We start from the raw sequence: 22,894 nt of genomic DNA on the forward strand, positions 1-22,894 counted from the left end.
GCCCAATCTTGGGATCGGCTGTGAGGAACCTGCTAACGAGGTTTGGCCAGGGGAAACGGCAGTGTTTCGCGGATGCTACGGCCAGTTATCAACATGACCACCCGGTCCACGCCCATACCGAGACCACCCGTCGGCGGCATGGCGTACTCCATGGCCTGCAGGAAATCCTCGTCGAGTTCCATCGCCTCGGGGTCCCCACCCGCGGCCAGCAACGATTGTTCCTGCAACCGGCGGCGCTGCTCGACGGGGTCGGTGAGCTCGCTGTAGGCGGTGCCCAGTTCGACGCCCCAAGCCACCAGATCCCAGCGTTCGGCAACCCCCGGGATGCTCCGGTGCGGCCGGGTCAGCGGCGACACCGAGGTCGGGAAGTCCTTGTAGAACGTGGGCTCTTCGGTGCGGTCCTCGACGAGGTGCTCGTACATCTCCAGCACGACGGCGCCGGCGTCCCAGTGAGTCAGATAGGGGATGTGCGCCGCATCGCAGAGCCGGCGCAGCGTGGCCAGGTCTGTTTCGACGGTGACGTGCTCGCCGAGGGCTTCCGACACCGCGTCGTGCACGGTCTTGACCGCCCACTGGCCTGAGATGTCGATCGGCTCGAGGACTCCGTCGGCGCGCGGCCGTTGGAAGACCTGGGCTCCGTTGGCGGCGGCCGCGGCGTTCTGGATCAACTCGCGGCAGCCGTCGATCCAGACGTTGTAGTCGGCGTGGGCCTGGTAGGCCTCCAGCAGGGTGAACTCGGGGTTGTGGCTGAAGTCCACGCCCTCGTTGCGGAACGCGCGGCCCAGTTCGAAGACCCGCTCCACACCGCCGACGCACAACCGCTTGAGGTAGAGCTCGGGTGCGATGCGCAGGTACAGGTCCAGGTCGTAGGCATTGATGTGGGTCAGGAACGGCCGGGCGTTGGCGCCCCCGTGGATCTGTTGCAGGATGGGGGTCTCGACTTCGAGGAAACCTTTGGCGTACAACGTCTCCCGAATGGCGCGCAGGGCGCCGCTGCGGGCCCGGATCAAGTCCCGCGCCTCGGTGTTGACGGCCAGGTCCACGTAGCGGGCTCGGACCCGGGCCTCCTGGTCGGTCAGGCCCTTCCACTTGTCCGGCAGCGGGCGCAGGCATTTGCCGACCATCCGCCAACTGTCGACCAGCAGCGAGTGGGTGCCGTTGCGGCTGCGCCCCATGGAACCGCTGACCTCGATCAGATCGCCCAGGTCGATGGTCGCGGTGAAGTCGGCGGTGCCGGCCTGGGTCAGGCGGGCGTTGTCGAGCAACAGCTGAACTTCGCCGGACCAATCGCGCAGTTGGGCGAACAAAACACCGCCGTAATCCCGAACCCGCAGGATCCGCCCGGCGACGCTCACGCCGTCACCGTCGGCGGATTCCAGTGCGGCCGCGACGGTATGGCTGGGTGCCTGGCCCACGGGATAGGCATCCACACCGCTGGCCTGCAACTGGCGCAGCTTGGCCATCCGGACCCGGACCTGCTCGGGCAGTCGCTGTTGATCGTCGTCAGTCAGCTCGTCCCGCAGTCCGTTGGGGTCCGGGGCGCTGCCGTCGTGGTGCAACCGGCCCGAATCCACGAGATCGGCAGGGGCCGCGACGTGTTCGCCGGTGTGCTGTTTGTTTCGCCGGGAGAACGGCAGTACCAGGAATCCCTCGGCGATCACCGAGGCCACCCCGACCCGCGGGATCAACCGGGCGTCCTCGTAGCAGGCGTACCGGGGGACCCAGTGGGGCTGGTACTTCATGTTCGAGCGGTACAGCGTCTCCAACTGCCACCACCGGGAGAAGAACACCAACAGCGCTCGCCACAGTCGGGCCACCGGGCCGGCGCCCAGCTGTGCACCCTGCTGAAATGCCGACCGGAACATCGCGAAGTTCAATGAAATGCGGCTGACGCCAATGCCTTCGGACTGCATGCACAGTTCGCTGACCATCAGCTCGATGGTGCCGTTGGGGGATTGCGGGGAACGGCGCATGACATCGAGCGAGACACCGTTGGCTCCCCACGGCACCAGCGACAGCAATGCCACCACCTCGGGTTCTGAATTTTCTGGTTCGCCGTCCTTGTGCCGGACCGCCTCGACGAGCAGGCAGTCACCGTCGGCTGGGTCGCCGAGCCGGCCCAGTGCCATCGAGAAGCCGCGTTCGGTCTCGGTGTCCCGCCAGGCGTCGGCACGCTTGATCACCTCGGCCATCTCGGCCTGGTCCAGTTCACGGTGACGCCGCATGCGCACCGAGGTGCCGGCACGCCGGGCCCGGGTGACCGCCTGTCGCACCGCGCGCATATCGGGCCCGGACAGCCGGAAGTTGTCCGGATACAGAATGGCTTCGTCGCCGAGTTGCAGCGCGTTGAGCCCGGCCGCCCGGAACGCCTCGGCCGCAGTCGAACTGGCGCCCATCACGCCCGGTGCCCAGCCGTAGGTCTGGCACAGCTGCAGCCACGCGCCGATCGCCTGCGGCCAGGCCTTGGGATCACCGACCGGATCGCCGCCGGCCAGACACACCCCAACTTCTACGCGGTAGGCGATCGCGGCCCGGCCGTTGGGTGCGAACACCACCGACTTGTCTCGGCGCGTGGCGAAGTACCCCAGGGAATCGTTCTTGCCGTAGGTCTGCAACAGCCCGCGGATCGCCGATTCGTCTTCGCCGGTCAGTGCATTGGAGGCGCGTTGGGACTGGAACAGCACGACCGCGGCCGCCATCAGCGCCAGCGCGCCGAACAAGCCGAAGATCGCGTTGAGGAAGGTGTGCGAGTAGCCCTCGAAAACCTCAGTCGGGACGGTGGCGAATCCGCTGACCCGGTTGACCGCGTACAGCAGCCGCCATTCCGGGGACAGGGTGCCGGGGAACAGTTCCAGCAGCGCCCATGCGGCCAGGATCCCGATCGCCATGCCCACGACCAACACCACGGCGGATTTGAGCAGGGCGCCGCGGCGCACCTTGGCCCAGAACTGATTACGGGCCAAGACGAGCGCGGCGATGGCGGCCACGTGGAACACCACACCGATGACCTCGCCGACATCGTCGGCGACGGGGTCCCCACCGGCAGCGAGATCACCGAGGTTCCAGCCGATGGCACCCACCATGTAGAGCACCAGGATCCACCAGGCGATCCGCTTGCGGGCGGCCAGCGCGGCGGCCAGCAGCGCCAGCACGAACGCCCAGGCGAAGCTGGTGTCGGGAAAGTTGAAGATGTAGTCGTTGACGAACTCTCGCGGCACCTGGATCAACCAACGCACCGCCGGAGACACACTGGCGACCAGCGACAGGGTGGCGATCACCCCGACGATCCAGCCGGCTGCTGCGGGAACCCAGGAGAACCTCGACGCGAGCTGGACCCCGGTGCGGTTGCCGCGGCTCATAACGGTCATAGGCCCGGAGAATAGGCGGTCAAACCGTCAATTGGGTCCATCGCGCGCTCAGACACCGTCCAGGTGTTTACCAGACCGGTCCGGTGTACTTCTCGCCTGGACCTTTACCCGGCTCCTCGGGCGCCGCGCTGGCTTCACGGAATGCCAGCTGCAGGGTCTTGAGACCGTCGCGTACGGGGCCGGCGTGGGGTCCCAGGTATTCGGCCGATGCCGTGACGAGCCCGGCCAGTGCGGTGATGAGCCGCCGGGCCTCGTCGAGGTCGCGGTGGGGACTATCGTCGGGATCCTCGGCCGAGAGCCCGATCTTCTCGGCTGCGGCGCTCATCAACATGACCGCCGCCCGGGTGATCACCTCCACCGCGGGAATGTCGGCCAGGTCCCGTAGCTGCGGCGTCGCTTCGTCGGGCGTTTCGGTCGGATCCGTCATAGCTGCTAGACTGTCATGCGCGACCGTCCCGGCTTATGTCAGGGACAGCAAGTGGAGTCCCACTCCCACCGTTGGCCACAAGGTACAGCGGTCCGGTCGCCGGTGTCCTCGGACGCCGGTTCTGTGCTCCAGCGTTGGAGCTGCAGGCGGCGCAAGCCGTGATCGGTCGGCATTGGGCCCTGCTATGAGCAGGGCTTTTCTGTTCTAGCGGGCAGAAGTGCGGATGGGCGGGCCTCCTCAGCAGACCCAACATAGGAGGCCCCATCAGCACTGAGACCCGCATCAACGAGCGCATCCGAGTACCTGAAGTCCGCCTGATCGGACCGAACGGCGAGCAGGTAGGGATCGTGCGCATCGAAGATGCTCTCCGCGTCGCCGCGGATGCCGATCTCGACCTCGTCGAAGTTGCACCAGCCGCTAAACCCCCGGTCTGCAAGATCATGGATTACGGCAAGTTCAAGTACGAGACGGCACTCAAGGAGCGCGAGTCTCGCAAGAACCAGCAGCAGACCGTCGTCAAGGAGCAGAAGCTGCGTCCCAAGATCGACGACCACGACTACGAGACGAAGAAGGGCCATGTGGTCCGCTTCCTCGAAGCCGGGTCCAAGGTCAAGGTGACCATCATGTTCCGTGGTCGTGAGCAGTCCCGCCCCGAACTCGGGTACCGGTTGCTGCAGCGGCTGGGCGCCGATGTGGCCGATTACGGTTTCGTCGAGACGTCAGCCAAGCAGGACGGCCGCAACATGACGATGGTGCTGGCACCGCACCGCGGCGCGAAGACCCGCGCCAAGGCGGCAGAGCAGGCCGAGCGCCCCAGCGGGCAGCAGGCAGCACCAGCCGCACCAGCCGCACCAGAAGCACCAGACGTTACGCAGAACTAGTTTCAACACAGAACTGAGGATTCATGCCCAAGGCGAAGACCCACAGCGGAGCATCGAAGCGTTTCCGCAAGACCGGGACCGGCAAGATCGTGCGCCAGAAGGCCGGCCGACGCCACCTGCTGGAGCACAAGGCCACCAAGCGCACCCGCCGGCTCGACGGCCGCACCGTGGTGGCAGCCAATGACACCAAGCGTGTCAACAAGTTGCTCAACGGCTAGACCTGCCGCTCCCCGTACCGAACGAGAATAGGAACATCCCATGGCACGCGTGAAGCGCGCACTCAACGCCCAGAAGAAGCGGCGTACCGTACTCAAGGCCTCGAAGGGCTACCGCGGCCAGCGGTCGCGTCTGTACCGCAAGGCCAAGGAACAGCAGCTGCATTCGCTGACCTACGCCTACCGCGACCGTCGTGCCCGCAAGGGTGACTTCCGCAAGCTGTGGATCTCGCGTATCAACGCCGCGGCCCGCGCCAACGGCATCACCTACAACCGCCTGATCCAGGGCTTGAAGGCTGCCGGTGTCGAGGTGGACCGCAAGAACCTGGCCGAGATCGCCGTCAGCGACGCCGCCGCGTTCACCGCGCTGGTCGAGGTCGCCAAGGCTGCTCTGCCGGAGGACGTCAACGCTCCTTCCGGAGAGGCCGCCTGACGCTCACCGAGCGTTCTGCCCGGGTGGCGGCTGCAGTCAAACTGCAGCGCCACGTCGGGCGCCGCCGCGCCGCACGCTTCCTTGCCGAGGGGTCCAACCTCGTCGAGGCGGCGTTGCGGCGCGGACTTGTTTCCGAGGTGTTCGCGACCGAGGCGGCCATGGACCGCTTCGGCGAGTTGCTGACCGAGGCGCCGGTGCAGTTGGTCACCGAGCGAGCGGCAAAAGCGTTGTCGGACACCGTGACCCCGGTAGGCCTGGTGGCCGTGTGCCGACTGCCGGAGGTCTCCCTTGAAGACGTTCTGGCTGCCGCGCCCCGGCTGATCGCGGTGCCCGTGCAGATCTCGGAGCCGGGCAACGCCGGTACGTTGATCCGCGCTGCCGACGCGATGGGCGCCGACGCCGTCGTGTTGGCCGGCCACAGCGTCGACCCGTACAACAGCAAGTGCCTGCGGGCGTCGGCCGGCAGCATCTTCTCGCTGCCGGTGATCAGCGAGCCCGATGAGTCGGCAATCGTTGCGCGACTGCAGGCCGCCGGGCTGCAGGTGCTGGCCACCACGCTCGACGGCGAGGTCAGCCTCGACGATGTGGAGCTGACCGGGCCCACCGCCTGGCTGTTCGGGCCCGAAGCCCACGGCCTGCCAACCGAGTTCGCTGCGGCAGCCGATCACCGGGTGCACATTCCCATGCCCGGACATTCCGAAAGCCTCAATATCGCCTCGGCGGCATCGATCTGCCTGTATCAGAGCGCGCGCGCCCACCGGCATTAGTGCCGAATGGCCACTTATCGCACGGCTTTTCGCGATTTGTGTATCACAAGTGGCCACTCGACCCATGTGGCACGATGCTGTTGGGAGGACCAGCCATGTGCCAATACTGCGGTTGCCGAGATATGCCACTGTTGCGGGATTACATCGCCGAGCACGAGCGGGCCGTCGACCACGGCCGCGAAGCGGTGCGTGCCATGGACCGCGGCGAGCTGGACGCGGCCGGCCGGCTTCTGGCGGCGATGTTCGAGGAATTGCGCTCGCACTGGCAGGGTGAGGAGAACGGGCTGTTCGCGGTGATGCACACCGATGAGCTCTACGCCGAGCACATCGACCCGCTGGTGGCCGAACACCGCGAGCTCGCTGCGTTCCTCGAGGTGGTCGACCTGACCGATCCGGCTGATCAGGCCCGGGTTCGCAAGGAGATCGATGAGCTCTACGCCCATATCGCCAAAGAAGAGGACGGGCTGTTCCCGGCCGCACTCACTGCGCTCGACGGCCCCGACTGGGATGCCGCGATGGCGGGATGGCAGGACGCGCACCCAGGCCGGCACATGATTTCCTAGCGCCCGCTGGCCAGCGACAGTGCGGCGACGAAATTCGCTGCCCGACTGGCACGTCGAGTTCTGTCATTGCACACCTCCGTCATCGAGAGCCAACTGCCCGCGTACAGGACAGATCTGGATCAGAAGTAGGTACGGATCAGGCCGACGACGACGGGATCCGTCTCGTCCGGCGCCACGACCGGGATCCATCTCCATTTGTCGAACGCCGTGCACGGGTGGGAAAGCCCCAGTCTCACAACGTCGCCCACCCGGATGTCGGAGGCGGGCGGGAGGGTCAGGAACGCGTGCTGGTCGTTGACGGCGACGATCTCCGCATCCGCGAGAGGACGTGCGGGTGCGCCGAGTTGCGGGGCGACCAGTTGGGGTATCGGCAGTCCCTCGTCGAACGGGACATCGCGCTTACCGGCGTCCAGTAGCGCCAGCCCAGGTTCCGGGCGTGACACCACTCGTGCCCAGGTATGCATCGCCGAGCGCAGCCGGTAACGCTCTTCGCCGCGGCGAAACGGCGTAATCCCGGTGTAGAAGCCGTCGTCGTGGATGATGTAGGCCCCGGCACGGACCACGACGTGTGTGCGGCCGCCGGCCAGCGGGGCCAGCACATCCGCCACGGCATCGAAATAGGCACTGCCACCGGCAGTTACATAGAGGTCGGACTCGGCGGGGTAAAGTCCCTCGGCTTCGATGCGGCGGTGCAGCCGGGCCATGTCCGCCAGGTAGTGCCGGACCCGCGAGAGCGACGTGTCCGATGCGTCGTGCGCCAGCGATCCCTCGTAGCCGGATACCCCGGCCAGGCGCAGGGCGTCACTGGCCGCGATGCGCTCGGCCACCGCCGAGGCCTCATCCACCGAACGCGCACCGGTACGGCCGCCGGCCGCACCGAGTTCGACGAGCACCGGAATCTGCCGAGCCACCTGGAATTCGGCGAGGGCCACGTTCATCGCGTCCACCGTGGCCGCCGAGTCCGCCCAGGCGATCACCTCGAGGTCGGGCCGGGCGGCCATCTCCCGGGCCAGCCAGTGCAACGCTGCCGGATCCACCAGGGCATTGGCAAGCTGGATCCGTCGCACCCCGAAACTCACCGCGACGCGTACCTGACTGGGGGTGGCCAGGGTGATACCCCATGCCCCGCTGCGTAATTGGCGATTCCAAAGGACCGGTGACATCGTGGTCTTGCCGTGCGGTGCCAGCTCGACCCCGTGCGCTGTGCACCATGCCGCCATGGCGGCCACATTGTCATCGATGGCCGAATTGTCCAGTGTCATCACTGGTGTGGTGAATGCCGAGAGGCGGGGGCCAGTGGCGAGGAACTCCTCGGTGGTGAGGCCGTCGGCGGCAGCCGGAAGGGCCTTGTCCAGTTCGGACAGGCGCTCGGCGCGGAGGTTGTCCCAAGCCTCAGTGTCGAGCGTGGGCTCACCTCCTCGTGTCGTCGTACCCATCTTGTCCTCCGCGGGTGCGTTTGGGGGAAGCCACCAGAACAGTGTGAACTGCTACGTTGCGTATAGTGCAACGCATGTTGCAATTTAGTGTGTGACCTGTCTAACATGGCTGGCGACACCGCGTCAATCGTCCCAACCCGCGAGGACTGCAGTGCCCGAATTGCGCGCAGCTACCGTCGGCGGCATCGCCTGCCTCGGTGAAGCGCTGCTCCTGGCCGGTACTCAAGGGGAATTGCACCTGGCCGGTACTCAGGCTGGACTGCACCTGGCCGGTGCGGAAGCCAACGTCGCGGCCGGCCTCGTCGCCTGGGGCATCCCCGCTTTCTTCATCGGCCGGCTCGGCGACGACGAACACGGGGCCCTGATCAGATCCGAGTTGACCGCCCGCGGAATCGACCTCTCCGCTGTCGAGATCGATCCAGCCCGCCCCACCGGGCACTACGCAAAAGTGGCCGCACCGCACAGCACGGGGGAGCCGCGCAGCGTCATCCGGTACAACCGGGCGGGGTCGGCAGCGTCGGCAATGACACCTGAATTCCTGGACGCGCCGGCGGTTGCGACCGCATTCGCGCACGCATCGGTGGTGCACTGCAGCGGCATCACCCCGGCCCTGTCGACGAGCTGTCGGGCCATGATGCGCCGACTGCTGACCGAGCGACCCGGCATTGCCGGGCCGGTGAGTTTCGATGTGAGCTGGCGTGAACAGCTGTGGCCCGACGGCGACACCGCCGAACTGGTCGCGCTGGCCAACCAGGCCGACGTGGTGTTGATGGGTGTCGACGAGGCGCTCCGCGTCATGGGAACCGACGACCCAATTGCCTTGCGCCGCATCTTGCCGGACCCCGCGACGCTGGTCATCAAGGACGGTGCGGATCAGGCGCTGGCCGTCGACTGCTCCGGCGAGGAGTTCGTGGTTCCCGCGCTGTGTGTCGAGGTCGTGGAATCAGTCGGCGCCGGCGACGCCTTCGCCGCCGGATTCCTCAGCGGCGTCATCCTCGATGAAGATCCGGAATCATGCCTGCGGCGCGGCCACATCGGAGCCGCCGTCACCCTCACTGTCGCGGCGGATTTCGCGCCGGCACCGCCCGGCGAGCTGATCGAGCACCTGCTCACCTGCACGGACGGGGAGTGGGCTGCGACGAGGGTGAGCGAGGCTGGGTTTTCGGTGTGCGGGGGCAGGCGGTGAGCCAGAGCGTCGCGCGTGCCCTGCAGTTGTTGATTCAGCTCGGCAACGGCCCGGCCGGCCTGGATGAGCTGGCGGCCGCCACGGAAGTGCACAAGACCACCGTGATGAGGCTGCTGCGTACTCTCTCCGACGAGCGGTTCACCTTCCGCGACAACAACAACCGGTATCACCTCGGATCACGGATCTTCGAACTCGCCGCCCACGGCACCGATCAGCGGGAGATCCGCCAGATCGCCTCGCGGTACCTCGTCGGGTTCAATCGCGAGTACGGCCGCAGCACCCATCTCGCCGCGATGGAAGGTAGCGACATCGTGTACATCGACAAGCTCGAATCGCACGATCAGATCCGCATGTACTCGCGAATCGGCTTGACCGCCAACCTGAATTCCACCGCCGTCGCCAAGGTGATTCTCGCTGACCTGTCCGATGCCGAACTGCTGTCGATCGTCGCCGCGATGGACTTCACCCGGCGTGCTGCGAACACCATCACCACGCCGGAGGCATATCTGCGGGAAATCGAGACCGTCCGCGCACAGGGCTGGGCGCAGGACCGTGAAGAGAACGAGCCGTCGATCAACTGCGTGGGGGCACCGATCCGCGGCGCGAATGGCCGTGTCGTCGCGGCGGTCTCGGTGTCGGTGCCCGACGTGGTGCTGCCCTTCGAGCAGGTGTTGGAACTCCTGCCGCCGCTGCGGGCGGTAACCCGGCGCATCTCGGCTGAGTGCGGTTACCATCCACCCGCCTGATCCAGCCCGCACACATCGAAAACAGGAAAACAGAGGAGATTCCACCGTGTCCGATTCGCAGGTCATCCGTACCGACGACGCACCGGCACCCGCTCACACCTTCAGCCAAGGCATCCGTAAGGGCGGCTTCCTCCAGGTGTCGGGGCAGGGGCCGATGGACCCCGCGACCAACACCTACATCGGCGAAGGCGACGTCAAGGGACAGACGCGCCGGACGTTGGAGAACGTCAAGGCGATCCTGGCCGCCGGTGGCGCCGGTGTCGATGACGTCCTGATGTTCCGGGTCTACCTCACCAAGCGCGAGGATTTCGCGGCCATGAACGAGGTATACGGCGAGTTCGTCGCCGAGAACGTGAAGTCCGGCCAGCTTCCTTGCCGGACAACGATATTCGTCGACCTCCCGCACGAGGTCATGCTGGTGGAGATCGACGCGCTCGCCGTCGCGGGTTGACCGGGAAGGCTAGCTGAGCAAACCCCGTGCCACGTGGGTGATCTGCACTTCGTTGCTGCCGGCGTAGATCATCAGCGACTTCGCATCACGTGCCAACTGCTCCACCCGGTACTCGGTCATGTAGCCATTGCCGCCGAACAGCTGCACCGCCTCCATCGCGACGTCGGTGGCCGCCTGCGAGCAGTACCACTTGATCGCGGAGGCCTCGGCGAGGGAGATCGGGGCGCCCTTCTCGGCGGATTCGATGACGCGGAACAGCATGTTGCGCACGTTCATCCGGGCCACCTCCATGTTGGCCAGCTTGAGCTGGATCAGCTGGAACTGGCTGATCTCCTGGCCCCACAGGGTGCGGGTCTTGGCGTAGTCGACGCTCAACCGCAGGCATTCCTCGATCACGCCCAGCGCCATCGCGGCCACCCCGATGCGTTCGGCCGAGAAGTTCGATCGTGCGCTGGCCCGGCCTTCGTCGGCCCCATCGTCGGACCCTTCGGTCTCGCCGAGGAGCCGGTCACGTCCCAGCCGGACGTTGTTGAAGAACAGCTCGCCGGTGCGCGATGAGTGAATGCCCATCTTGCGGAACGGCTTCGACTGTACGAAGCCTTCCATCCCGCGATCGAGGACGAAGGTCAGCACCTTCCGATTGCGTTTGTCCGCACCGTCACGCTCATCCAACTTCGCGTAGACCACCACGACATCGGCGTCCGGGCCGTTGGTGATGAAGGTCTTCTGGCCGTTGAGGATGTAATCGTCGCCGTCACGGGTCACATAGGACTTCATCCCGCCGAAGGCGTCCGAGCCCGAATCGGGTTCGGTGATCGCCCACGCGCCGATCTTCTCGTAGGTCACCAGCCCGGGCAGCCAGCGTTCCTGTTGGGCCAGTGTGCCGCGGCTCTGGATGGTCGACACGGTCAGGCCCAGGCTCACCCCCAGGCCGGTGACGAGGCCCATCGACACCCGGCACAGTTCGCTGATCAGGACGAATCCCATGCCCGGCGAACCGCTGCCGCCGAACATTCCACCGCGGGCCCCCGAGGGCTTGTCCTCGCCGCTGCGCAGCTTTTCCAGTCGCTTGTCCAGCGATTCCTTGGAGAGGGTGTCAATACCGAACGTGGCGAACAGCTTTCGCACGATCGGATACGGCTCCATCTCGCCGCTTTCCAGCTCATCGAGGTGGGGCCGGATCTCCTTGTCCACGAACTCGCGTACTGCGTCCCGGACAGCGACGTCGACATCAGACCAATCAAGCATCTCGACAGCTTAGACAGGTGTCAAAAGTCAGGCTGCACTGCGCCGGGCGGGCCGCCGCAACGCCGGCAGGGAAAAGGTGGTGTGCACCAGCGCGCCGGCCCGGTCCAGCAGGGTCTTGTGGCGCGGTAGGTAGTGCATCGGCAGCCCGCGGCGGTCACGGGGCGGTCCCATGAAGCCAGGTGCTTCGATCAGGGGGCCGTCGGCCGGTAGCTTCCCGGCAGCGCGGCGGTAGGCCGACAGCGCGCGCGGGTGCAGCCTGATCTCCTCGGGCACCGCGACGAATGCCAATTCGACCATCTTGCCGAAGATCCGCAGCAGGACCTCGTCGCCGGGCGTCCAACGCATCCCGGCCTTTTCCCGCACGGCCGGGTCGAACAGGCCGGCCGCGATCCAGCGTTGCGCCCCGACAAGGGGTTTGAACAGTTGATCCCACACCGGCGTCGGCATCAGCACAAACCACGGTTTGGGGATCCGGATGGTGAAGATGTCGAGGGTGGCCCGGTTGATCTCGAGCTCGTCCCGGCACTTGGCGTCCCAGTACTCCTGAAATTCCGCCCAGGTCTTGGGAACTGGCCGCATACTCATTCCGTACATGCCGTACCACTGCACGTGCTCGTCGAACAGTTGGCACTTCTCGGCCTCGGTGAGACCGCCGCAGAAATACTCCGCGGTCTTGATGATGAGCATGAAGAACGTGGCGTGTGCCCAGTAGAACGTCTCGGGATTCAGCGCGTGATAGCGCCGGCCCTGGCCGTCGACGCCCTTGATGGTGTGGTGAAAGCCCTTGATCTGTGCGCCGGTGTCAGCCGCCCGGTCACCGTCGTAGACGACGCCCATGATCGGGTAGACCGACCGGGCCACCCGTTGTAGGGGTTCGCGGAGCAGGATCGAGTGTTCCTCGACGCCCGCACCGAGTTCGGGATACATGTTCTGGATCGCGCCGATCCAGACGCCCAACATCCCGGTGCGCAGATCGCCGAAGTACTTCCAGGTCAGCGAATCCGGGCCGAGTGGATCGTGCTCGCTGGTGGTGGCTCGTATGGTCATTGCGTCCTCGTTGACTCGTCATGACGTGAATCACAGCTGTGCCCAACGATAGTAGTGACAACGTATGTTGTCTACGACGCCACGGCGCGTCGTCGCGCACTGTTATGAGGCGGCTACCGTGGCGCCACAGGGCTGTGACCAGCCCGATTTCCTGGCGCCCGGAAAGTGTGGGCAAACCCGCTCGTGGCGCGATTGCCGCCCGGTCCGCGCGCCACTTACTCTTGCGCTGTGGATGGCGAGCCGTTCGATGACCCGTCCGGCGAAGTCGGGGATGTCGAGCAGGCGCCGCAGCAGCGCCCCGTGAAGACGCCCGGGTTGCCGGGGCCATTGGGGTGGGTGCAACGCACCAATCGCAGCCCGGCCGTCATCGATCTGGTCCGGCGGGTACGTCGGTCGTTGCCCGGGGATCCGGATTTCGGTGACCGCCTCTCGGCTTCGGGTGAGGGTGGGCCCCGCGCGGCCGCGCGCGTGGCGGACCGCCTGCTCGACCGTGACGCCGCCTCGCGTGAGGTGAGCCTGGGCGCGCTACAGGTTTGGCAGGCGCTGACCGAGCGGGTCTCGGGAACTCCGGCGAATTCCGAGGTGACGCTGGTGTTCACCGATCTGGTCGGTTTCTCGTCGTGGTCGCTGCGTTCCGGCGACGACGCCACCTTGCGGTTGCTGCGACGGGTGGCGCAGGTGATCGAGCCCCCGGTGCTCGAGGCAGGCGGTCACATCGTCAAACGCATGGGCGACGGAATGATGGCGGTGTTCTCCGATCCGGGCACCGCGCTGGATGCCATGCTCGTGGCGCTCGATGGTGTCAAGAACATCGATCTGGACGGTTACGCGCCGCGGATGCGGGTCGGTATCCACACCGGGCGCCCGCAGCGCATCGGGTCCGACTGGCTCGGCGTCGACGTCAACGTCACCGCCCGGGTGATGGAACGGGCGAGCAGCGGAGGGCTCGTGGTGTCCCACACCACGTTGGCGGGCATCTCCGAGGATGAGCTGGCCGCACTCGGGGTCACTGTCAGGCGCCAACGGCGGCAGATGTTCTCGAACAAGCCCGAGGGAGTGCCCGAGGATCTGGTGATGTACCGGGTGAAGACTTCCGGGCAGTCGCCGGCGGGCTGAAGGCCGACCGCTGGAAACGGATTCGAAGCCTCATCAGGCCATCGCCTATGATCGCCGGGTGGCTGAGCAGCCCAGTGATCTCTCAGAAGAAGCCCTGACCAAAGCCGTCAGCGCGGCCCGGCATGCCTTTGAGCTGGCCGGTGACCTCGACGCGCTCGCGCGCGCCAAGACCGAGCACCTCGGTGATCGTGCCCCGATCGCCCTGGCACGCCAGGCGTTGGCAACTCTGCCGAAGGCAGACCGCGCCGACGCCGGCAAGCGGGTCAACGTCGCCCGCGGTGAGGCCCAGCGCGCGTACGACGAGCGGTTGGCCGCGCTGCGTGCCGAGCGGGACGCCGCGGTGCTGGTCGCCGAACGGATCGATGTGACGTTGCCCTCGACGCGCCAGCCGGTGGGCGCCCGGCACCCGATCACGATCCTGGCCGAGAACGTCGCCGACACCTTCGTGGCGATGGGCTGGGAGCTGGCCGAGGGGCCGGAGGTCGAGACCGAGCAGTTCAACTTCGACGCGCTCAACTTTCCGCCGGACCATCCGGCCCGCAGCGAGCAGGACACCTTCCAGGTGGCCCCTGACGGTTCGCGGCAGGTGCTGCGCACTCACACCTCACCGGTGCAGATCCGCGCGCTGCTGGAGCGGGAGCCGCCGGTCTACATCATCTCGATCGGGCGGACCTTCCGGACCGATGAACTCGATTCCACCCACACTCCGGTGTTCCACCAGGTGGAGGGGCTGGCGGTGGACAAGGGCCTGACCATGGCGAATCTGCGCGGCACGCTGGACGCCTTCGCGCGGGCCCAGTTCGGGCCGGACGGGCGCACCCGGTTCCGTCCGCACTTCTTCCCCTTCACCGAGCCGTCGGCAGAGGTGGACATCTGGTTCCCCGGCAAGAAGGGCGGCCCCGGCTGGGTCGAGTGGGGCGGCTGCGGCATGGTCAATCCGAATGTGTTGCGCGCATGCGGTATCGATCCGGATATCTACTCGGGATTTGCCTTCGGCATGGGATTGGAGCGAACCCTGCAGTTCCGCAATGGAATTCCCGACATGCGCGACATGGTCGAGGGCGATGTCCGGTTCTCGCTGCCGTTCGGGGTCGGTGCCTGATGCGGATTCCGTTCAGCTGGCTGCGCGAGGCCGTCCGCGCCGGTGCCCCGGACTGGGATGCCTCCGTCGAGGAACTCGAGGAGACGTTCATCCGGATCGGCCACGAGGTCGAGGAGATCATCCCGGTCGGTCCGGTGACCGGTCCGCTGACCATCGGCCGGGTCGCCGAGATCGAGGAGCTCACCGAGTTCAAGAAGCCGATCCGGGCTTGCAAGGTCGACGTCGGGGAATCCGAGCTGCGCGACATCGTTTGTGGAGCAACGAATTTCGCGGTCGGCGACCTGGTCGTGGCGGCACTGCCCGGCACTATTTTGCCCGGCGATTTCAAAATCGCCACCCGCAAGACCTACGGGCGGGTCTCCGACGGCATGATCTGCTCGGCATCGGAGATGAACCTGGGTGTCGAGGGGTCGGGCATCCTGGTGTTGCCGCCCGGTACCGCGGCACCGGGCACTCCGGCCGCCGAGGTCCTCGGGCTGGACGATGTGGTGTTCCACCTGGCGATCACCCCGGATCGCGGCTACTGCCTGTCGGTGCGCGGCCTGGCGCGTGAGATCGCCTGTGCGCACGACCTGGACTTCGCTGACCTGGCCGACGTGACACCGCTGCCTGCCGAGGGGGAGGCCTGGCCGCTGACCGTGCAGCCCGGAACCGGCGTGCAGCGCTTCGGGTTACGCCCGGTCACCGGAATCGACCCCGCCGCGGTGTCGCCGTGGTGGATGCAGCGACGGTTGACGCTCAGCGGCATCCGGGCCATCTCGCCTGCCGTCGACGTGACCAACTACGTCATGCTCGAACTCGGCCACCCGATGCACGCCCATGACAGCAGTCTGATCACCGGCGGCTTCGACGTGCGTTTCGCCCGCGATGGCGAAAAGGTGGTCACCCTCGACGATGTCGAGCGGACCTTGAACTCGGCCGACGTGTTGATCGTCGACGACGTCGCGACCGCCGCGATCGGCGGTGTGATGGGTGCGGGCACCACCGAGGTGCGCGGTTCCACCACCGATGTGCTGCTGGAGGCGGCGGTGTGGGATCCGGCGGCGGTGTCGCGCACCCAGCGTCGCCTGCACCTGGCGAGCGAGGCCGGGCGCCGTTACGAGCGGACGGTCGACCCGGCCATTTCGGTTGCCGCACTGGATCGTTGCGCCACCCTGCTGGCCGAGATCGGCGGCGGGACCGTCGAACCGAAGCTCACGGACTGGCGCGCGGACGGGCGCACCGACTGGTCCCAACCGGCCATTCAGATCCCTGCTGACCTGCCCGACCGCACTGCGGGCGTCGAATATGCCGTCGGCACCACGGCACGCCGGCTGACCCAGATCGGCGCCGCGGTAATTGAAGCGGCCGGGTCCGATGTGCTCACCGTCACCCCGCCGAGTTGGCGGCCCGACATGCGTCAGCGTGCCGACCTCGTGGAGGAGGTGCTGCGACTGGAGGGGCTGGAGGCCATCCCGTCGGTGCTGCCGACCGCACCGGCCGGCCGTGGTCTGACCGCGGTCCAGAAGCGTCGCCGCGCGATCGGGAAGTCGCTGGCGCTGGCCGGATTCGTCGAGATCCTGCCCACGCCGTTCCTGCCCGCAGGGGTGTTCGATGCGTGGGGTCTGGCCGCCGACGATGTCCGCCGCAACACCACCAAGGTGCTCAACCCGCTGGAGGCCGACCGGCCGCAGTTGGCCACCACGTTGTTGCCCGGATTGTTGGAAGCCTTGGGCCGCAACGTCTCTCGTGGTGCCGCCGATGTCGCACTGTTCGCGATTCAGCAGGTGGTCCATCCCACGGCCGAGACCCGGTCCGTCGAGCGCATCCCGAACGACCGGAGGCCCACCGACGAGGAGATCGCCGGGCTGGACGCCTCGTTGCCGCATCAACCGCAGCATGTCGCCGCGGTGCTGACCGGGCTGCGCGAGCCCGCCGGACCGTGGGGCCCGGGGCGTCCGGTGGAGGCGGCCGACGCATTCGAGGCGGTCCGCGTGATCGGCCGGGCCGCCGGAGTGGAGTTCACCCTGCGCGCCGCCCAGGAGCTGCCGTGGCATCCGGGGCGTTGTGCCGAGGTGCTGGTCGGCGATACCACCGTCGGCTACGCCGGCCAGTTGCACCCGGCGGTCGTCGAGCGGACAGGCCTGCCCAAGGGCACCTGCGCCGTTGAACTCGATCTCGATGCGATGCCGATTGTCGAGGTGCTGCCGGCACCGTCAGTGTCACCGTTCCCGGCGGTGTTCCAGGACATCAGCGTGGTTGTGGCCGACGAGGTGGCCGCGGCCGCCGTCGTCGACGCGGTGCGCGACGGGGCCGGCGAGCTGCTGGAGGACGTTCGGTTGTTCGACGTCTACACCGGCCCGCAGGTCGGCGAGGGGCGCAAGTCACTGGCCCTGGCGCTGCGGTTCCGCGCTACCGACCGGACGCTGACCGAAGACGAAGCCAGTGCCGCCCGCGACGCGGCGGTCGCCGTGGCGGGCGAGCGGGTCGGCGCGGTCCTGCGCGGCTGAGTCTCTCCGCGAGCAGACGCTGCGGTACCCAGAATCGACGCCCGATGGGTACCTACGCGTCTGCTCGGCGATGACCATGTACGCGTACGCCGGCCTGGATTAATGAGTTTGCATCTGCATGCATAACAATGCAGAATTGCCGCATGACTTCGATAGCGGTGGCCGGCGCCAGCGGCTACGCCGGCGGAGAGATCCTGCGATTGCTGCTCGGGCATCCGGCCTACGCTGACGGCCGGTTGACCATCGGGGCGTTGACCGCGGCCTCCAGCGCCGGGACCAGCGTCGCCGAGCATCATCCGCACTTGCTGCCGTTGGCCTCGCGCGTTCTGGAACCCACCGACGCCGAGGTGCTGGCCGGGCATGACGTGGTGTTTCTCGGACTCCCGCACGGTCATTCCGCGGCACTGGCCGAGCAGCTCGGTCCCGACACCCTGATCATCGACTGTGGTGCCGACTTCCGGCTGACCAACGCCGCGGACTGGGAGAAGTTCTACGGTTCGGCGCATGCGGGCAGCTGGCCCTACGGGCTGCCCGAACTGCCCGGCGCGCGTGACCGGTTGAAGGGCGCCAAGCGCATCGCGGTGCCCGGCTGCTATCCGACCGCGGCACTGCTGGCGCTGTTGCCCGCCGTCGGCGCCGATCTCGTCGATCCGGCCGTCACGGTGGTCGCCGTGAGCGGCACCTCGGGTGCGGGCAAGTCCGCCAAGGTGGACCTGCTGGGCTCGGAGGTGATCGGCTCGGCCCGTGCCTACAGTGTCGCCGGCGGGCACCGGCATACCCCGGAGATCGCCCAGGGGCTGCGTGCGGTGACCGACAAAGACGTCACCGTGTCGTTCACGCCGGTGCTGATCCCGACCTCCCGCGGCATTCTGGCCACCTGCACCGCGCGCACCGAGGCATCAGAAGCCGAGATCCGGGCGGCCTACGAAAAGGCTTATGACGCAGAGCCGTTCATCCACCTCCTGCCGGAGGGTCAGCTGCCGAAGACCGGTTCGGTGATCGGCAGCAATGCCGCGCAGATCGCGGTCGCTGTGGATACCGAAGCGCACACTCTCGTGGCCATCGCCGCCATCGACAACCTCACCAAGGGCACCGGCGGTGCCGCGGTGCAGTCGATGAACCTGGCGCTGGGCTGGCCGGAAACCGAAGGACTGTCGATCGTGGGAGTGGCACCGTGACGCAAGTGACAACTGGCAGCAAGCTGGTCCGCACCCAAGGAGTCACCGCCCCCGCGGGTTTCCGGGCGGCCGGCATTGCCGCCGGGATCAAGGCTTCCGGCGCGCCGGACCTGGCCCTGGTGTTCAACGAGGGACCGGACTACGCCGCGGCAGGCGTGTTCACCCGAAACAAGATCAAGGCTGCTCCGGTGCAATGGTCACAGCGAGTGCTGACCACCGGCCGGCTGCGTGCGGTGGTCCTGAACTCGGGTGGCGCCAACGCCTGCACCGGCCCGCTGGGGTTCCAGGACACCCACGCCACCGCCGAAGCCGTGGCCGGCGCGCTGAGCGACTGGGGCACCGAGACCGGTGCCATCGAGGTTGCGGTGTGCTCGACGGGCCTGATCGGTGACCGGCTGCCGATGGACAAGGTGCTGGCCGGGGTCACCGAGATCGTGCACGACATCGCGGGCGGCCTGACCGGGGGCGACGACGCCGCGCGGGCGATCATGACCACCGACACCGTGCCGAAACAGGTTGCGCTGCACCATTCGGTGGAGTCGGGGGAGAACTGGACCCTCGGCGGGATGGCCAAGGGCGCCGGGATGCTGGCGCCGTCACTGGCCACCATGCTGGTGGTGCTGACCACCGACGCCGTCGCAGACGCTGCGGCACTGGACACCGCGCTCCGGCGGGCCGCGGCACTGACCTTCGACCGGCTCGACGTCGACGGCAGCTGCTCGACCAACGACACCGTGCTGCTGCTCGCCTCGGGCGCCAGCGAAATCGCCCCGAGTCAGGACGATCTCAACGAGGCCGTGCTGCGGGTCTGCGACGACCTGTGCGCGCAGTTGCAGGCCGATGCCGAAGGCGTCACCAAGCGTGTCGTCATCACCGTGACCGGCGCCGACAGCGACGACGATGCGCTGGTCGCGGCGCGCGTCATCGCCCGCGACAGCCTGGTCAAGACCGCGCTGTTCGGCTCCGACCCCAACTGGGGCCGGGTCCTGGCCGCGGTCGGCATCGCGCCGGTGAAGCTCGATCCTGAGCGGATCAGCGTGTCGTTCAACGGTTCTCCGGTGTGCGTCGACGGGGCCGGTGCCCCAGGCGCGCGCGATGTCGACCTGTCCGGCGAGGACATCGCCGTGGTGGTGGACCTGGCGGTGGGCTCGGAGGGAGGCCACAGCGCTTCCATCAGGACCACCGACCTGTCGCATGCCTACGTCGAAGAGAACTCGGCCTACAGCTCATGAATCAAGCCATCGAGCGCGGCGTCAAGGCCCAGGTGCTCGCCTCGGCGCTGCCGTGGCTCAAGCAACTGCACGGCAAGATCGTCGTCGTCAAGTACGGCGGCAACGCCATGACCGACGACACTCTCAAAGCGGCCTTCGCCGCCGACATGGTGTTCCTGCGCAACTGCGGCATCCATCCCGTGGTGGTGCACGGGGGCGGGCCGCAGATCAGTGCGATGCTCAAGAAGCTCGGCATCCCAGGCGATTTCAAGGGCGGCTTCCGGGTGACCACCCCGGAGGTCCTCGATGTGGCGCGCATGGTGCTGTTCGGTCAGGTGGGCCGGGAGCTGGTCAACCTGATCAACGCCCACGGCCCGTACGCGGTGGGCCTGACCGGTGAGGACGCGCACCTGTTCACCGCGGTGCGGCGCAGCGTCACCGTGGACGGGGTGGCCACCGATATCGGGCTGGTCGGCGACGTCGAACACGTCAACGCCGGGTCCCTGCTGGATCTCATTGCCGCAGGCCGGATTCCGGTGGTCTCAACCATCGGTCCGGATGTCGACGGTGTGGTGCACAACATCAACGCCGACACCGCGGCTGCGGCGCTGGCCGAGGCCCTGGGCGCCGAGAAGCTGATCATGCTCACCGATGTGGAGGGCCTGTACACCGATTGGCCGGACCGCTCCTCGCTGGTCAACGAGATCGACACAGCGGCCCTGACACAGCTGCTGCCGTCTCTCGAATCCGGCATGGTGCCCAAGATCGAGGCCTGCCTGCGGGCGGTGGCCGGCGGGGTGCCGAGCGCGCATGTGATCGACGGCCGCGTCGAACACTGTGTGCTCGTCGAGCTTTTCACCGATGAAGGAACTGGAACGAAAGTGGTGGCGAAGTGAGCGGCGGGCAGGAGCGCAGCGACTTGGGGATCCAGCACAGTCTCCAGGACCGCTGGGAAGCGGTGATGATGAACAACTACGGCACTCCGCCGTTGGCGCTGGCCAGCGGTGACGGCGCCGTGGTGACCGATACCGACGGCAAGTCCTATCTGGACCTGCTCGGCGGTATCGCGGTCAACCTGCTCGGGCACCGCCACCCGGGTGTCATCGACGCCGTCACCACCCAGCTCAACACGCTGGGCCACACCTCGAACCTGTACGCCACCGAGCCGGGGATTGCGCTCGCCGAGGCTCTGGTCGGATACCTGGGCGCCGACGCGCGGGTGTTCTTCTGCAACTCGGGCACCGAGGCCAACGAGGTCGCCTTCAAGATCACGCGGCTCACCGGCAAGACGAATATCGTTGCCGCCCAAGGGGCCTTCCACGGCCGCACGATGGGATCGCTCGCCCTCACCGGCCAGCCCGCCAAGCAGGCGCCCTTCGAGCCGCTGCCGGGCAACGTCACCCATGTGCCCTACGGCGACGCCGAAGCCCTTGCCGCCGCGGTTGATTCGGATACCGCCGCGGTGTTCCTTGAACCGATCATGGGGGAGGGCGGCGTCGTCGTCCCGCCCGCCGGATACCTGGCTGCTGCCCGGGATATCACCACGAAGAACGGTGCGCTACTCATTCTCGACGAGGTGCAGACGGGCGTCGGGCGCACCGGTGCTTTTTATGCCCATCAGCACGACGGCATCACCCCCGACATCGTGACGCTGGCCAAGGGCTTGGGCGGCGGGCTGCCGATCGGGGCCTGCCTGGCCATCGGACCGGCCGGTGATCTGCTCACGCCGGGTCTGCACGGCAGCACGTTCGGCGGCAACCCGGTGTGCACCGCGGCCGCGCTGGGCGTGCTCAAGGCGCTGACCGACGGGGATCTGATCGCACGTGCCGGGGTGCTCGGCAAGACCTTGAGCCACGGCATCGAGGAGCTGGGCCATCCGCTCGTCGATCACGCGCGTGGCAAGGGCCTGCTGCAGGGCGTGGTGCTGACCGCACCGAGCGCCAAGGCCGTCGAGGCCGCGGCCCGCGACGCCGGCTTTCTGATCAACGCCGCTGCCGCGGACGTGATCCGGCTGGCACCGCCGCTGATCATCACCGAACCGCAGATCGAGACGTTCCTGTCCGCTCTGCCCGCCGTTCTCGACACCGCTGTGGAGGCTGCTTCATGACCATCCGGCATTTCCTGCGTGACGACGATCTGTCGCCTGACGAGCAGGCCGAGGTGCTCGCCCTGGCCGCAGAGCTGAAGAAGGCACCGTTCTCGCGGCGCCCACTCGAAGGCCCGCGTGGCGTCGCGGTGATCTTCGAGAAGAACTCGACGCGCACCCGGTTCTCGTTCGAGATGGGGATCGCCCAGCTCGGCGGGCATGCCGTGGTGGTCGATGGCCGCAGCACCCAGTTGGGCCGGGAGGAAACCCTCGAGGACACCGGGGCGGTGTTGTCCCGCTACGTCGACGCGATCGTGTGGCGCACCTTCGCCCAGGAGCGGTTGACGGCCATGGCAAGTGGTGCCTCGGTCCCTATTGTCAATGCGCTGTCCGACGAATTCCACCCCTGCCAGGTGCTGGCCGACCTGCAGACCCTGGCCGAGCGCCGGGGCGACCTGGCCGGGCTGCGGATGACATACCTGGGTGACGGCGCCAACAACATGGCGCACTCGCTGATGCTGGGCGGCGTCACCGCAGGGATCAACGTCACCATTGCCGCACCCGCTGGTTTCGAACCGGACCCGCACTTCGTCGACGCCGCCAAGCGCCGCGCCAGTGAAACTGGAGCAACCGTGTCCGTTACCGATGACGCACAGGCCGGGGTCGACGGGGTCGACGTGCTCGTCACCGATACCTGGACGTCGATGGGCCAGGAGAACGATGGCCTCGACCGCGTGCGGCCGTTCCGCTCGTTCCAGGTCAACGCCGACCTTCTCAAGCGCGCCGACCCGGAAGCCATTGTGCTGCACTGCCTTCCGGCGCACCGCGGTCACGAGATCACCGACGAGGTGATCGACGGGCCGCAGAGCGCGGTGTTCGACGAGGCCGAGAACCGGCTGCACGCGCAGAAGGCCATGCTGGTGTGGCTCCTGGAGCGATCCTGA

General features: G+C 67.3%; 21 protein-coding genes. 16 read left to right on the forward strand and 5 right to left on the reverse strand.

The annotated features are described in order from the left end of the window. Nucleotides 1-32: 32 nt before the first annotated feature. Nucleotides 33-3,368, reverse strand: coding sequence for a bifunctional lysylphosphatidylglycerol synthetase/lysine--tRNA ligase LysX (gene lysX / locus HBE63_RS11920; RefSeq protein WP_166904928.1), 3,336 nt, complete (start codon nt 3,366-3,368; stop codon nt 33-35). A gap of 67 nt (nt 3,369-3,435) precedes the next feature. Next, entirely contained in the window at nt 3,436-3,795 is a 360-nt protein-coding gene (locus tag HBE63_RS11925) for a DUF1844 domain-containing protein (RefSeq protein WP_166904929.1), read from the reverse strand. Nucleotides 3,796-4,058: 263 nt separating this feature from the next. Here HBE63_RS11925 and infC point away from each other — a divergent pair, with 263 nt between their 5' ends. From infC to HBE63_RS11950, 5 genes are all read left to right on the forward strand, one after another. Beyond that, nucleotides 4,059-4,676: a translation initiation factor IF-3 gene (infC, locus tag HBE63_RS11930; RefSeq protein WP_166909692.1), complete on the forward strand. Its 618-nt coding sequence runs from the start codon at nt 4,059-4,061 to the stop codon at nt 4,674-4,676. 23 nt (nt 4,677-4,699) lie between these two features. Continuing rightward, nucleotides 4,700-4,894: a 50S ribosomal protein L35 gene (gene rpmI, locus HBE63_RS11935; protein WP_036449598.1), complete on the forward strand. Its 195-nt coding sequence runs from the start codon at nt 4,700-4,702 to the stop codon at nt 4,892-4,894. Nucleotides 4,895-4,934: 40 nt separating this feature from the next. After that, on the forward strand, nt 4,935-5,324 hold the full coding sequence (rplT, locus tag HBE63_RS11940; protein WP_166904930.1) for a 50S ribosomal protein L20: 390 nt from the start codon (nt 4,935-4,937) through the stop codon (nt 5,322-5,324). A 23-nt stretch (nt 5,325-5,347) separates the two neighbouring features. Next, nucleotides 5,348-6,091 carry an RNA methyltransferase gene (locus HBE63_RS11945; protein ID WP_166904931.1) on the forward strand — a complete coding sequence of 248 codons (744 nt, stop codon included), beginning with the start codon at nt 5,348-5,350 and terminating at the stop codon, nt 6,089-6,091. Nucleotides 6,092-6,213: 122 nt separating this feature from the next. Further along, nucleotides 6,214-6,654, forward strand: coding sequence for a hemerythrin domain-containing protein (locus HBE63_RS11950; protein WP_166904932.1), 441 nt, complete (start codon nt 6,214-6,216; stop codon nt 6,652-6,654). A gap of 119 nt (nt 6,655-6,773) precedes the next feature. Here the strand turns inward: HBE63_RS11950 and HBE63_RS11955 are convergent, their stop codons facing one another. Next, on the reverse strand, nt 6,774-8,090 hold the full coding sequence (locus HBE63_RS11955) for an amino acid deaminase (RefSeq protein WP_166904933.1): 1,317 nt from the start codon (nt 8,088-8,090) through the stop codon (nt 6,774-6,776). Nucleotides 8,091-8,241: 151 nt separating this feature from the next. On the opposite strand from HBE63_RS11955, the gene HBE63_RS11960 reads away from it, so the two are divergent. From HBE63_RS11960 to HBE63_RS11970, 3 genes are read left to right on the forward strand one after another with little or no spacing between them, the layout of a single operon-like run. Beyond that, nucleotides 8,242-9,276, forward strand: coding sequence for a sugar kinase (locus HBE63_RS11960; protein ID WP_371814977.1), 1,035 nt, complete (start codon nt 8,242-8,244; stop codon nt 9,274-9,276). Then, nucleotides 9,273-10,022 (forward strand): IclR family transcriptional regulator, encoded by a 750-nt coding sequence (locus HBE63_RS11965; protein WP_166904934.1) that lies wholly within the window; start codon nt 9,273-9,275, stop codon nt 10,020-10,022. The genes HBE63_RS11960 and HBE63_RS11965 overlap by 4 nt, the downstream gene beginning before the upstream one ends. A 46-nt stretch (nt 10,023-10,068) precedes the next feature. Beyond that, nucleotides 10,069-10,473, forward strand: coding sequence for a RidA family protein (locus tag HBE63_RS11970; protein WP_166904935.1), 405 nt, complete (start codon nt 10,069-10,071; stop codon nt 10,471-10,473). Nucleotides 10,474-10,482: 9 nt separating this feature from the next. On the opposite strand, the gene HBE63_RS11975 is transcribed toward HBE63_RS11970, so the two are convergent. Both HBE63_RS11975 and HBE63_RS11980 read right to left on the reverse strand, forming a co-directional pair. Then, complete coding sequence (locus HBE63_RS11975) at nt 10,483-11,721, reverse strand: acyl-CoA dehydrogenase family protein (RefSeq protein WP_166904936.1); 1,239 nt, start codon at nt 11,719-11,721, stop codon at nt 10,483-10,485. Nucleotides 11,722-11,748: 27 nt separating this feature from the next. Further along, nucleotides 11,749-12,768 carry an oxygenase MpaB family protein gene (locus tag HBE63_RS11980; protein ID WP_166904937.1) on the reverse strand — a complete coding sequence of 340 codons (1,020 nt, stop codon included), beginning with the start codon at nt 12,766-12,768 and terminating at the stop codon, nt 11,749-11,751. Between the two features lie 228 nt (nt 12,769-12,996). Here HBE63_RS11980 and HBE63_RS11985 point away from each other — a divergent pair, with 228 nt between their 5' ends. The 8 genes from HBE63_RS11985 (at nt 12,997) to argF (ending at nt 22,894) form a co-directional block, all read left to right on the forward strand. Then, nucleotides 12,997-13,884 (forward strand): adenylate/guanylate cyclase domain-containing protein, encoded by an 888-nt coding sequence (locus HBE63_RS11985; protein WP_166904938.1) that lies wholly within the window; start codon nt 12,997-12,999, stop codon nt 13,882-13,884. Nucleotides 13,885-13,942: 58 nt separating this feature from the next. Further along, complete coding sequence (pheS, locus tag HBE63_RS11990; protein ID WP_166904939.1) at nt 13,943-14,986, forward strand: phenylalanine--tRNA ligase subunit alpha; 1,044 nt, start codon at nt 13,943-13,945, stop codon at nt 14,984-14,986. Continuing rightward, entirely contained in the window at nt 14,986-17,475 is a 2,490-nt protein-coding gene (gene pheT / locus HBE63_RS11995; RefSeq protein WP_166904940.1) for a phenylalanine--tRNA ligase subunit beta, read from the forward strand. The genes pheS and pheT overlap by 1 nt, the downstream gene beginning before the upstream one ends. A 143-nt stretch (nt 17,476-17,618) precedes the next feature. Next, on the forward strand, nt 17,619-18,653 hold the full coding sequence (gene argC / locus HBE63_RS12000; RefSeq protein WP_166904941.1) for an N-acetyl-gamma-glutamyl-phosphate reductase: 1,035 nt from the start codon (nt 17,619-17,621) through the stop codon (nt 18,651-18,653). Further along, nucleotides 18,650-19,885: a bifunctional glutamate N-acetyltransferase/amino-acid acetyltransferase ArgJ gene (gene argJ, locus HBE63_RS12005; RefSeq protein ID WP_166904942.1), complete on the forward strand. Its 1,236-nt coding sequence runs from the start codon at nt 18,650-18,652 to the stop codon at nt 19,883-19,885. The genes argC and argJ overlap by 4 nt, the downstream gene beginning before the upstream one ends. After that, complete coding sequence (argB, locus tag HBE63_RS12010) at nt 19,882-20,760, forward strand: acetylglutamate kinase (RefSeq protein ID WP_166904943.1); 879 nt, start codon at nt 19,882-19,884, stop codon at nt 20,758-20,760. The genes argJ and argB overlap by 4 nt, the downstream gene beginning before the upstream one ends. 65 nt (nt 20,761-20,825) lie before the next feature. Further along, nucleotides 20,826-21,971 (forward strand): acetylornithine transaminase, encoded by a 1,146-nt coding sequence (locus HBE63_RS12015; protein WP_243858717.1) that lies wholly within the window; start codon nt 20,826-20,828, stop codon nt 21,969-21,971. Further along, complete coding sequence (gene argF / locus HBE63_RS12020; RefSeq protein WP_166904945.1) at nt 21,968-22,894, forward strand: ornithine carbamoyltransferase; 927 nt, start codon at nt 21,968-21,970, stop codon at nt 22,892-22,894. Before HBE63_RS12015 ends, argF begins: the two co-directional genes overlap by 4 nt.

This window comes from Mycobacterium sp. DL440 (assembly GCF_011745145.1).
Taxonomy (GTDB): domain Bacteria; phylum Actinomycetota; class Actinomycetes; order Mycobacteriales; family Mycobacteriaceae; genus Mycobacterium.